Annotated in this window: 12 protein-coding genes; 8 read left to right on the top strand and 4 right to left on the bottom strand. The window is 45.4% G+C overall.

Annotated elements, in window-relative coordinates:
• Window positions 1-45 precede the first annotated feature (45 nt).
• The 6 genes from dksA (at window position 46) to panC (ending at window position 5,120) form a co-directional block, all read left to right on the top strand.
• On the top strand, window positions 46-495 hold the full coding sequence (gene dksA, locus ACXACS_RS03835) for an RNA polymerase-binding protein DksA (RefSeq protein ID WP_012519849.1): 450 nt from the start codon (window positions 46-48) through the stop codon (window positions 493-495).
• Between the two features lie 73 nt (window positions 496-568).
• Window positions 569-1,492: a tRNA glutamyl-Q(34) synthetase GluQRS gene (gene gluQRS / locus ACXACS_RS03830; protein WP_474804276.1), complete on the top strand. Its 924-nt coding sequence runs from the start codon at window positions 569-571 to the stop codon at window positions 1,490-1,492.
• Between the two features lie 98 nt (window positions 1,493-1,590).
• Window positions 1,591-2,913 (top strand): polynucleotide adenylyltransferase PcnB, encoded by a 1,323-nt coding sequence (gene pcnB, locus ACXACS_RS03825; protein WP_474804273.1) that lies wholly within the window; start codon window positions 1,591-1,593, stop codon window positions 2,911-2,913.
• The gene (folK, locus tag ACXACS_RS03820; RefSeq protein WP_474804270.1) at window positions 2,906-3,421 is read left to right on the top strand and encodes a 2-amino-4-hydroxy-6-hydroxymethyldihydropteridine diphosphokinase; all 516 of its coding nucleotides are present in this window, start codon (window positions 2,906-2,908) and stop codon (window positions 3,419-3,421) included. The genes pcnB and folK overlap by 8 nt, the downstream gene beginning before the upstream one ends.
• Before the next feature lie 41 nt (window positions 3,422-3,462).
• Window positions 3,463-4,257, top strand: a complete 795-nt coding sequence (panB, locus tag ACXACS_RS03815; RefSeq protein WP_014980494.1) for a 3-methyl-2-oxobutanoate hydroxymethyltransferase — start codon at window positions 3,463-3,465, stop codon at window positions 4,255-4,257.
• Window positions 4,258-4,268: 11 nt separating this feature from the next.
• Window positions 4,269-5,120: a pantoate--beta-alanine ligase gene (panC, locus tag ACXACS_RS03810; protein ID WP_474804266.1), complete on the top strand. Its 852-nt coding sequence runs from the start codon at window positions 4,269-4,271 to the stop codon at window positions 5,118-5,120.
• 158 nt (window positions 5,121-5,278) lie between these two features.
• Here panC and panP read toward each other — a convergent pair whose 3' ends face one another.
• The gene (panP, locus tag ACXACS_RS03805) at window positions 5,279-6,913 is read right to left on the bottom strand and encodes a pyridoxal-dependent aspartate 1-decarboxylase PanP (RefSeq protein WP_474804263.1); all 1,635 of its coding nucleotides are present in this window, start codon (window positions 6,911-6,913) and stop codon (window positions 5,279-5,281) included.
• Window positions 6,914-7,472: 559 nt separating this feature from the next.
• Here panP and ACXACS_RS03800 point away from each other — a divergent pair.
• Window positions 7,473-8,204, top strand: coding sequence for an EAL domain-containing protein (locus tag ACXACS_RS03800; protein ID WP_474804260.1), 732 nt, complete (start codon window positions 7,473-7,475; stop codon window positions 8,202-8,204).
• Window positions 8,205-8,300: 96 nt separating this feature from the next.
• Here ACXACS_RS03800 and trmB read toward each other — a convergent pair whose 3' ends face one another.
• Genes trmB through ACXACS_RS03785 form a run of 3 tightly spaced genes read right to left on the bottom strand, consistent with a single transcriptional unit; the run spans window position 8,301 to window position 10,752 of the window.
• On the bottom strand, window positions 8,301-8,978 hold the full coding sequence (trmB, locus tag ACXACS_RS03795) for a tRNA (guanine(46)-N(7))-methyltransferase TrmB (RefSeq protein ID WP_474804257.1): 678 nt from the start codon (window positions 8,976-8,978) through the stop codon (window positions 8,301-8,303).
• The gene (locus ACXACS_RS03790; RefSeq protein ID WP_474804254.1) at window positions 8,978-9,793 is read right to left on the bottom strand and encodes an ABC transporter permease; all 816 of its coding nucleotides are present in this window, start codon (window positions 9,791-9,793) and stop codon (window positions 8,978-8,980) included. Before ACXACS_RS03790 ends, trmB begins: the two co-directional genes overlap by 1 nt.
• A gap of 26 nt (window positions 9,794-9,819) precedes the next feature.
• Window positions 9,820-10,752 (bottom strand): ABC transporter ATP-binding protein, encoded by a 933-nt coding sequence (locus ACXACS_RS03785; RefSeq protein ID WP_474804251.1) that lies wholly within the window; start codon window positions 10,750-10,752, stop codon window positions 9,820-9,822.
• A gap of 723 nt (window positions 10,753-11,475) precedes the next feature.
• On the opposite strand from ACXACS_RS03785, the gene pdsR reads away from it, so the two are divergent.
• Window positions 11,476-12,165: a proteobacterial dedicated sortase system response regulator gene (gene pdsR / locus ACXACS_RS03780; RefSeq protein ID WP_179984790.1), complete on the top strand. Its 690-nt coding sequence runs from the start codon at window positions 11,476-11,478 to the stop codon at window positions 12,163-12,165.
• Window positions 12,166-12,219 lie beyond the last annotated feature (54 nt).

Raw genomic sequence — 12,219 nt, 5'->3', positions numbered from 1 at the left:
TCCAATCAGGACAAGATGGATGTCGTAGTGTAGGAGATGTGGCAGATGCCAACAGGAAAAGAAACAAAATCCCTAGGACTATTAGCGCTGGCAGGTTTGCAGCCGTACGAGCCAAAAGCTGACGAAGAGTATATGGGCGAGCCCCAACTTGAGCATTTTCGTCTATTGCTTAAAGCGTGGCGCAATCAACTTCGTGAAGAGGTTGACCGTACGGTAACGCACATGAAGGATGAAGCAGCAAACTTCCCTGATCCTGTAGACCGTGCAGCTCAAGAAGAAGAGTTCAGCCTTGAGTTACGTACACGTGACCGTGAGCGTAAGCTAATAAAGAAAATTGAAAAAACGCTTAAGCGCATTGAAGAAGACGATTTCGGCTTCTGCGATTCTTGTGGTATTGAAATTGGTATCCGTCGCTTAGAAGCACGTCCTACAGCTGATTTGTGTATCGACTGTAAGACCATGGCTGAAATCAAAGAAAAACAACTTCAAGGTTAAGCTAATAACCGCGAGTATGTTGATATAGAAAGCCTCATCCCAAAAAGATGGGGCTTTTTGTTAAACCTTAATTATGCATAACCACTATGTAGGGCGCTTTGCTCCCTCACCCTCCGGCCAATTACATTTCGGTTCACTCGTTACTGCTGTTGCCAGCTACCTAGACGCGAAAAGCCATAACGGCAAGTGGTTGCTTCGCATGGAAGACATCGACGAACCACGCTGCATAGCGGGCGTCGACAAGGACATTCTTACCACGCTAGAAGCCCATGGTTTGTATTGGGATGGCGATGTCATTTACCAAAGTCAGCAACATCCTCGTTATCAAGCGATACTAGATGATTTACTTGCTCAAGAGCGAGCTTATCGTTGTACCTGTACACGTAAGCAAATTAAAGCTATGGGCGGTATCTATAACGGTAATTGCCGAGACAAGTTGTTGAGCATAGATACACAGGACTGTGCACTACGGTTAAAAGTAGATACACCACTTGAAGCTTTTGAAGATGTGCTCATGGGTAAGGTTACGCCTTCTAGTTCAAACGCCAGCTCAAACGCCGAAGATGTAGTACTTAAGCGACGTGACGGTTTGTTTTCTTACAATCTTGTGGTCATTTTGGACGATGTATTTCAGCGAGTTAACTGTGTAATCAGAGGGTACGACCTAATTGATGTAACGCCATTGCAACGCGCGGTGTATAAAACACTTGGTTACACCGCCCCTCAATACGGGCATGTGCCGGTAGCGGCTGTCGCGCCAGGCAGAAAACTCAGTAAACAAAACCGAGCAGCCCCCGTTAACAACAATACAGCGCTAAATAATATTGTGCGTGTGATGGACTTTTTAGGCTTTTCCTTTCCAATTGCATCAGAATTTGATGATATTGATTCAGCGCTTAAAGCGGCTATTTCGATGTGGGATAGGAAAAAAGTAGTGAAAACACCCGAAATTATTGTTCCACAGCATGAATCCACTTATTATAGCGAACCTTTATAGTCTGCGGAGATACCATCATCATTCATCGTGTTTTTAAATCTGTTAAGCGCGCTTTTTCAAAAGAGAGCTCGTCCTCTGACGCTTTGAAGCCAAGGACAATGACCCGTGGAGAACACGGCATTTCTCGTGAAGATGTAAGCGCAAATGCATTGAAAGTAATGTATCGCCTTAATGGAGCTGGCTTCGAATCCTATTTGGTCGGAGGCTGTGTACGCGATATTTTGATGGGTTACGAACCAAAAGACTTCGATGTAGTGACTAATGCTACACCTGAACAGATTAAAGGTTTATTCAGAAACTGCCGCCTTATAGGCAGGCGCTTTCGCTTAGCTCATATTGTTTTTGGTCGAGAAATTATTGAAGTTGCCACATTCCGTGGTCACCACCAAGAGTCCGACGAAGACGAAAATCTGCCTAAGGGCAAAGCTATTGCGAAGCGTGACGCACATGGTCAGCTAGTACGCGATAACGTTTTTGGCTCTATCGAAGAAGATGCTGAGCGCCGTGACTTTACCTTTAATGCCATGTATTACAGTGTGGCTGACTTTACGGTGAAAGACTTTGCAAATGGTCTAGCCGCCATAGAAAAGCGTGAAGTTGAGCTAATTGGCGACCCAGAAACACGCTACCGTGAAGACCCAGTGCGAATGCTACGCGCGGTACGTTTTGCCGTTAAACTTGGCATGAGCATCGAAGAAAAAACCGCGGCACCGATGAAATCTCTGGCGAATCTTCTTCAGAACATACCACCAGCACGTTTGTTTGAAGAAACTCTTAAACTGTTTTTATCGGGTAAGGGGGAAGAAACCTTCTTAATGCTGCACGAATACGGTTTAATTGAGCCTTTATTCCCTCAGCTTACGCCTTTTTTAAAAGATGAAAACAGCCGTGAGATGCAGTTTGTGCGCCGTGTGCTTGCCAATACCGATGAACGCATTAACAACGATCAGCGTGTTACGCCCGCTTTCCTTTATGCGGCACTATTGTGGTATCCGGTTGAAGAGCAGTCACAGCGCTTGCAAAGTGAGTCTGGCTTAAACGCACACGACGCATTTAACATTGCATCAGGCGAAGTTATTGCCCGTCAGACGCAACGCATTATGATACCTAAGCGCTTCTCTACCGTGGTACGTGACATCTGGATTTTACAGCAGCGTCTTCCTAAACGCTTTGGTCGTCGCGCGTTTCAATTGCTTACTCACCCTAAGTTCAGAGCTGGCTATGACTTCTTATTGGCTCGAGGTCAAATAGAAGGCGGCGATCTGCTTGAGCTAGCTCAGTGGTGGACGCACTTCCAGCACGCTGACAATGGTAAACAAAAAGGCATGCTTAACGCACTTCGCAAAAGCGAGGGTGGCGGAAAAGGTGCACCGCGTAAACGCAAGCGTAAACCAGCAGCGAAACGAGGTCCAGATGCATAAAGAGCACGTTTACATTGGCGTAGGTAGCAACCTTGGCAATAGCCAAGAAAAAGCGCAGCGTGCGTTTGATGCCATTAACCAATTAGAAGATACTCGCGTACTTAAAACCTCTTCACTTTATTCCAGTAAGCCGATGGGGCCGCAAGACCAACCTGACTATATTAATGCAGTATGCTTAATAGAAACGTCGCTTAAACCTCACGGACTATTAAAACAACTTCAGCGCATCGAGCTAGAAGAAGGCCGCGAGCGTAAGGGTGAACGCTGGGGCCCGCGCACGCTGGACCTAGATATACTGCTATACGGCAGTGAAACTATCGATACTGCAGATTTGATTATCCCTCACTACGGTATGGCAGAGCGTGAGTTCGTTATGGTCCCCTTGTTTGAAATTGCCCCTAATATGGTAATGCACGACGGTAAGCCTATTTCAGCGTGGGTTGCTAACTGCTCGCTAGACGGACTTAGTCGTCTGCGAGACTTCCAATTAGCAACAAAATCCGTATAGTTCGCCACACGATATCAACAAATATCAATCTGAGACATGTCATGAAGAAAGTAACAGTATCTGGCTTGCTTAAGAAAAAGCAGGCTGGGGAAAAGATCACCTCTTTAACCGCTTACGACGCCAGCTTCGCCAAAATGTTTGATGAACAAGGCGTAGACGCCCTTCTTATCGGCGACTCTTTAGGCATGGTTCTTCAAGGTGAAGACGATACCCTTCCGGTAACTATCGACGATATTGCCTACCACACAAAAAGTGTACGACGTGGTACCGAGCGCGCTTTCGTTTTAGCTGATATGCCATTCATGTCTTACGCTACACCAGAGCAAACCTACACTAATGCAGCAAAGCTAATGGCTGCCGGTGCTAGCATGGTAAAGATGGAAGGCGGAAGCTGGTTATGCGACACCATTAAAGGCTTAAACCTTCGCGGCGTGCCCGTGTGCGGACACCTAGGCTTAACACCGCAGTCAGTTCACGTATTCGGTGGGTTTAAAGTACAAGGTCGTGAAGCAAGCCAAGCGGAAAAGCTGCTTAGTGAAGCAAAAGCATTAGAAGAAGCCGGTATTCAGCTACTGGTACTTGAATGCGTACCTTCATCACTTGGAAAAGCAGTAAGCGAAGCCTTAACCATACCTGTAATAGGCATAGGCGCAGGTAAAGATACCGACGGCCAAATTCTAGTGATGCACGATATGTTTGGTATAAGCGCCAACTACATGCCTAAGTTTTCTAAGAACTATCTTGTAGAAACCGGTGATATGCGTAAAGCAGTATCAAAATACATTGAAGATGTGCAAAGCGGTGCGTTTCCTTCTGCTGAACACAGCTTCGAATAACGGGGTAAAATATGAAGGTGCTTGATAGTATTTCAGCATTGCGCGACACCGTAAATACGTGGCGTCGACATGGTGAAACCGTAGGTTTTGTTCCCACGATGGGCAACCTGCACGACGGTCATCTTAAACTAGTCAAAAAAGCAAAAGCACACAACGACAAAGTGGTGGTAAGCATTTTTGTTAACCCCATGCAGTTTGGTGCGAACGAAGATTTAGACGCCTATCCACGCACTATTGAAGAAGATAAAGCTAAGCTTATCTCTGTGGGCGCAGATGCCGTATTTTTACCAAGTGTTGCTGAGATGTACCCGGCAGGTCTAGACGCGCAAACCTTTGTTGAAGTGCCTGGTATATCAGACTCTCACTGTGGGGCAAGTCGTCCAGGACATTTTCGCGGCGTGGCAACCGTGGTTACTAAACTGTTTAACATGGTACAACCAGACGATGCCTTCTTTGGCGAGAAAGATTTCCAACAACTACAAGTTATTCGCGCTCTAGCGCGCGACTTGTCGATGGCGATAACAGTTCATGGCGTACCTACCGAGCGCGAGGCGTCAGGTCTGGCAATGAGCTCTAGAAATGGGTACCTGACAGAGTCTGAAAAAGCCACAGCAAGCGCTATTTTTGAAGAGATGCAGCGTATTAAAGCGAGCATTGAAAATGGTAATACTCACTTTGCTGAGCTTGAAAATATCATGGTTGCTAACCTTGAAGCGAAAGGCTTTAAGAAGGACTACTGTCAGGTAGTTAACGCCGCCACCTTTGAACCGGCTAGCGATAGCGACAAAGAATTAGTTCTGCTTGTTGCTATGTTTATGGGCAAGACGCGCTTAATTGATAATATGCAAATTACGCGAGATTAAGTGTAATACCAATCCTCGCGGAAAATCTCGAACTACAAAAGAAAACGCCCGATGCATTACTCCTAAACAGAGCCTGCATCGGGCGTTTTTGTTTGTTCGTTCTGAGAAGTTAACTTTTTCGTTAGCGCCTAAAAGACTAACACTTGAAAAGCTAACACCTATAAAGCAACGGTATCTGCTTCGCGAACAAAATCCATTAGCTCTTTCCAAGCCTGTGTCTCTTTCGCAATTAAGTGTTGCTCAGCCAAAATCGCGGCCAAGTCGTTATGGCTCGTTAACGGATTCGCTAACACTACGCGAAACACCGTAATACACTGGGAAGGGTAATCAGGGGCTTCAAGGCGAGTACGAGACACAAATGACTTACCAGCTTCACGCTGCTGCTTTTGAACTGCGACAACGAGCGCGTCAACTTTTTGGTTAATTGCGTTACGCGTTTGGGCGTTAGCGTGCTTTAACTTTTCCTGTACCTCTTCAGGGCACACTCGATAGGTCAATAGCGATAACGTTGGCGTAGTAGTTAATTCAAAGTCACTCGCCTTATCTATCATTTGTGAAAAGTCTTTGGCTTTATCGATGCTGCGATCAATAAGGAGTTCGTAACCTTTGCGACCAAATATATGCAGCGCCGAGTACACCATCATAGCCATACCGTTACGGGAGCCCTCTAGCGTGGTAGCACCTAAATCTTTAGATCCTGCACGCAGAATATACTGTGCATGATGTCTTACCGCGTTGGCATGTTGTGGATCTTTAAAAAGGGCCATGCCTGCACCCATAGGTACGTACATTTGTTTGTGTGCATCAATAGTGACTGAGTCTGCTCGCTCAATACCCTTTAATCGGTCGCGATAGCGCGCAGAAAATAGGGTAGCGCCGCCCCAAGCTGCGTCTACGTGGAACCAGCAGCCGAGCTCTTTTGCCACGTCAGCAAGTTCATCCAGTGGGTCGACGTGACCGGTCTCAGTGGTACCGCCCACGCCAACGATAGCAAGAAGCTTATTCCCTTCCTCTTGATAACGTTTACCAATGCGGAGGGCTTTCGCTGGATCTAGGGTTTGCTTCGGCGCAGCGACCGTTAGTAACTGCTCACGACCTAAGCCTAGTACGTCTACTGCTTTTGATAATGAGTAGTGGCCGCGCTTGCTGCACATCACCCCTAAGTTATTAATATCATAGTGACGATAAGCAGCGGCAAGACCCGCTTTAGCTACGCCTGAAAAGCCTTTTTGCGGGCCGAGTAATTTATTGCGAGCTACCCACAAAGCAGTGATATTGGCGATAGTACCGCCTGAACAGAATGCACCTAATGAGTGTGCTGCACTGTGCAAATGCTCATCATAAAAATCTTGAGGCTGGTCGTACACAAGGTTGTGCATCATACCCAGCACTTGACGTTCAAGCGGTGTGAAAGCTTTAGAGGTCTCTATTTTAACCAGGTTCTGGTTAAGCCCTACCATTAGCTTAGAAAGCGGTAGGTGAAAATAAGGTAGCGCAGAGGTCATGTGACCAATAAAAGTAGGCGAGTAAGTATTTACAGAGTGCGCAACGAGCTTATCAAGTAAGCTTTCAGCATGAGTAGACACAAACTCAGGTGACTCAGGCACTTTAGAGTCTGAAAAATCTTTTTCAATTTCTTCTAACGACGTTTTTTTTGTCACTACATGCTGCGACAAAAAATCTAAGATATTGTCAGATAAATGCTGCTCTATTTGAGCCAGCTTTGAGTCTTTGTGTTCAGGTTTGGTAAAGACCCTAAACAGGTGCTCTAAACTAACTTGCGCTTCACCCACTCAACACACCTCATACTTTAAACAATCACACATTTCGCTCACATTTATTGGGCGAAATAAACAGGCGGTTTTATAGGATACCGGCCTGACACTTACTTTTCCTTCAGCCATTTAGCATGCTTCTTTAACAGCAGCTATTTAACCCCTATACCTCGTTGCTATATAAAAACTAGATATCGGCTAGGCTAATGCGCGTTGACGCGGTCCATTCGTTGCCAAACCTGAAACTTATCACAATACTTTCAGGGTGTGGCACTTTACATCAGATTGCAATGCTCGCCAAGAGGCAGAAACCGCCAATTCACTGTCTTATGTGAAACATTCAGACTAGTTAGTCAATTTTCATGGACATGACGGACACACTATACCTTTAGCTGTCTAGTGATGTGACCTGCAAGGATAAACAATACTTCTTTCAAATTAGTACCGCAAAATTTTGCACTCTCAACTATATTTAATTTATGAATAGTGCGAATGCGCAGTCTGCTATAGCTGTTAAGTACAGGTGTCAGCGACGTATCAGTCACTATTAGATACATTATTGCAAGGAGGTCGGTTTATGCCCATACGCGAAATATCCGAGGATTTCTCCATAGAAGATATTGTCCCCTACTTTCAACCCATCGTTGATTTAAATAGCCAAGGGGTATGGCGATACGAATGCTTGGCGCGCCTGATTACACGAGGGGATAAAACCTTTCTGCCCAGCGAATTTCTTTATCTTATTGAACGAGAGCAACATGTAAATTCACTTGCAGCAAGTATGTTCGTTCAGTGTGCGAGTTACTTTCACGATGTGAATATTCCTTGGAATATTAATATAAGTGCCAAAGATCTATATAACCAAGAGCTTACCAACACACTTATAACCCACTTAGCAAGTTACCCTGCGCCAGAGCGAGTGAGCATTGAAGTCAGCGCATCTACCGCACTGTCTAACCCTAAAAGTTTAACCGCGTTTATAGAAAAAAGTATGCATGCCGGGCTTGGCGTGTTTATCGATAATGTAGGCTCTTGCCCAGGAAATATCCGGGCGTTGATGAACCTGCCAGTTCGAGGCATAAAGCTAGCGGGCGGGCTCATTAAACATTACGATGAACAAGAGGCGGTAAGAGAGTATGTGGACTATTTATTGTCGCTGTGTGAACGACATAGCGTAAGCACGATAGCTGAACACGTTGAAGATGAAGCGCATTTAGAACGCGTAAAACGCTTGCCCATTCGCTATGCTCAGGGCTATGTGTTTAGTCCGCCCATGGCGAATGTGCGAAGTGCCACTGCACGCCATTAACAAGCGAATTATACAAATCCGAATAACAAACGGGGCGAGATTTTCATCTCACCCCACTTTTATCAGCTTTCAGTATTTCTTGCTGCTATAGCAGACTCAGCCTTCTTCGCTACGGCAGTTAAGCTGCCAGCACGATTGACCGCTCCCTCGGTACTTTCGCTCAAACGGCGTCATGTGATTGTCGCCGGTGACTTCAGATAAGTCTGACACCATGCCGTAATGTTTAGCCGCTTGCGCAAATTCCATCAGGTAGATAAGCCAATTGCTTCGCACCACTATGTTAGGGGTGATCGCCATCAAATCCACCATGGCCGCACTGCCGTGCCAACGCTTTTGAACCTGGGTCTTTTTGGGGTACGGGTTAGGGTACAGTAAAAAGTGCTGCGTCACCTTCCAATTAGACTGTTTTACCAAGCGCCAAAAGTCATTTACATCAGCACGGATCACCCGATAGTTATCCTGCTGCGCGCTGTAATGCTCATGCTTATCTACTCGTAAAGCTGACTTATCAATGCCGATAACACGGGCATCGGGGTTAGCTCGTGCTATGTTGGCCGTACTTTCGCCAACACCACAGCAAGAGTCTAGAATAACCTCGCCGTTGAAGCCGTCGCCAGCATAAAGCCACGCACTTACCTCGTCAAAGGCGGCTTGTGTATGCTCGCTAATGGGTCGCTTGTTTTCACTCGCTTGGTACTTTTTTACTAAGTCATCTAACTTATCGTGAATACCCACCTGCGATGTGGTGATTTCTCTAGAGTTACCGCTTGCCATTAGCTACGAATACCTTTACCGGTTTTAAGTAAATAGTACGCTACGCTAAATAGCAACGCGTTGAAGCCCACTAACAAAGTAAGCGATAGTGTCACGTTCACGTCAGATACACCTAAAAAGCCATAGCGAAACCCGTTTACCATGTATACAACAGGGTTCGCTTTGCTCACCCATTGCCAGAATTCAGGCAATAGAGTAAGAGAATAAAACACGCCGCCTAAATAAGTTAACGGCGTTAAAACAAACGTTGGCACCACGCTGATATCATCAAAAGTTTTGGCAAACACCGCATTAATCAGGCCCGCAGTGGCAAACAAGGTAGAAGTAAGTAGTAACGTCAGCGCTATAATGCCTAAATTATGTATTTGTACATCAACGAAAAATAGCGATACCAAGGTAACAATAATGCCAATGAGAATAGCGCGAGCCACGCCTCCGCCAACATAGCCAAGAATAATGACTGAGGTAGGTACCGGCGATACCAGTAGCTCTTCAATATTGCGCTGGAACTTTGCGCTAAAAAATGAAGACGACACATTGGCGTAAGAGTTTGTGATCACCGACATCATAATAAGACCCGGCACAATAAACTCCATGTAGGTAAAGCCCCCCATTTCGCCAATACGGTTACCGATAAGGCTACCGAATATAACGAAATACAGGCTCATAGTGATAGCTGGTGGCACCAGGGTTTGTACCCATATGCGCAAAAAGCGCGTGCATTCTTTAATCCAAATCGTGGTTAGCGCTACATAGTTTTGCTTTAACCAACCCACGTTTTCTTCTGTTTTCATTTGTGTACTTTCAGTTTTCATGTTTTTCACCGTTTCCTGCTGTGGGTTTAGCTAGCTTGTTTCGCTGATTCAACTAAACGCACAAACAATTCTTCAAGGCGATTTGATTTGTTGCGCATGCTCATTACTTGAACGCCCTTTTCACTGAGTTGCATGAAAACTGGGTTTAGTCCTTCGGTCTTCTCTACATCAACTTCAAGGGTGTGGTCGTCAATCAAACGGTGTTCAAAGCCGGTTAGTAGGCCATCTGTTGTCTTTATGCCATCTGGGATTTTGATATCTAACACAAAGGTTTCTACATTAAGCTTAGACAGCAGCGCCTTCATGCTGGTGTTCTCTACAATGGTGCCCTTATTAATAATGGCGATATTGCGGCACAGCATCTCTGCTTCTTCAAGGTAGTGGGTGGTAAGGATAATGGTAATACCCTGACGGTTTATTTCTTCTAAAAAGCCCCACATTGAGCGGCGAATTTCAATATCTACGCCTGCAGTTGGTTCATCTAGAATAAGTAGCTTTGGTTCATGCATTAACGCACGAGCAATCATTAAGCGGCGTTTCATACCACCTGATAACTCGCGGGCGCGGGCATCGCGCTTTTCCCATAGATCCAGTTGAGCAAGGTATTTTTTAGCGCGTTCTTTCGCAACACTACGCGGTACGCCATAGTACCCAGCTTGGTTAAGCACAATTTGCAGTACGGTCTCAAACTGGTTGAAGTTGAACTCTTGTGGTACCAGACCAATGCAGGCTTTAGCTTTTTCTTTTTGCGTGGTGAGATCATAACCAAACACCGAAACGCTGCCGTTAGTTTGATTAACAAGTGAGCTTATAATGCCAATGGTGGTCGATTTTCCTGCCCCATTTGGGCCAAGTAATGCAAAGAAGTCTCCTTCTTGTACTGTAAGGTCGACGCCTTTTAGTGCCTGTACGCCACCTTTGTAGGTTTTGGTTAACCCTTTAATGTCCAACGCTTTCATGATTTGCCCGTAGTGAGAGTGTGACTACTAAGACATACTGACCTTTGATAAAAGCCAAAGGTCAGTACGCCCTAACCAACTTTAGTGAGATGTCGTTATCTGTCGCTAACAATATATAGCCAACGAAGTGTAACCTAGTTCATGCTATTAAATGAATACACTCGCGTTTAGTGGTTGCTTTAAACAGTTAGGAAATGAGTGCGAAAAGACCTTTTTCAACCCTAATAAAAAAGCGCTGCGTACCGTTGGGGGAGCACGCAGCGCAAAGGGTAGCTTTATACCAGTCTGCATGGAAGTTCAGCCTTACCGCTTCCACGGTGCTGTTTGTCACTCTCTTGAGAATAAAAGAGACGTCAACAGCACAGTCTGCTTTAACCACATTGCACTTGCTAAAACAGACTAGGTATAGAAGCCTGTTTTGAAGCGATGCGCACTGTGTTCGACAGACGATATTTATTTAACACGGTACAAATGGCAGAAAAGGCGCCTAATTGTGGAAATGTAATGATGGTTTAATACCAGTCCAGTCAGACAGTACAATAGAACGCTAAGCCAGATAGAAGCTCGCGTTGCAGAATGCTCTATTTATAAAAATTTCGCTCAACGCTTCTCAAATATGGCGCAAATGAGGCAAGTTTGAGGATTTTATGTCGAACTTAGGCAATAGCTTTTGTTCATAGGTATAGTGTGCGTTCTATTAGAATTATAATTGTGGGTTAATGTATGCCAAAGACAATTGCATTAGTGGAAGATGACGCGGCCATTCGCGAAAACTACATTATGGCGCTTAAAGCGCAGGGATATAGCGTAAATGCCTATGAAGACAGACCATCTGCGGCCGAAGCGTTTAACCACACCCTACCCGACTTAGCCATTATCGATATTGGTTTGAAAGATGAAATTGAAGGTGGCTTTATGCTGTGCCAGCAACTGCGAGGCCTTTCTCAAACCCTTCCCATTATCTTTTTTACTGCGCGGGATAACGATGTCGATACTATTAGTGGCCTTAGAATGGGCGCTGATGATTATCTAACTAAAGATATCAGCATGGCCCACCTGCTAGCCCGAATTGCCGCACTGTTTAGACGTACAGATTTGCTTGCTGCTCCCACAGAGCAAAAAGATGAGCTAAAAGTAGGTGACTTAAAAGTAGATGTATCGAGAATGACGGTAAGCTGGCAAAATCAACCTGTTTTACTGACGGTAACAGAATTTTGGATGCTGCACGCACTCATCAAACGGCCAGGTCACGTGAAAAGCCGTCAACAGCTTATGGATGAGTCGAGAATGGTAGTCGACGACACCACCATTACGTCTCACATAAAACGTATGCGCAAGAAATTTGTACAACTTGACGCAAACTTTGATCATATCGATACCGTGTACGGTATGGGGTATCGCTGGCAGCTTTAAAGTGCTTGCATTTAGCGCTGTGTATCACAAATAAGAACAATAGAGGCAACCGGC

It is taken from the genome of Alteromonas sp. AWM4_230 (assembly GCF_056158305.1).
This window is presented reverse-complemented; position numbering and strand designations above follow the sequence as displayed.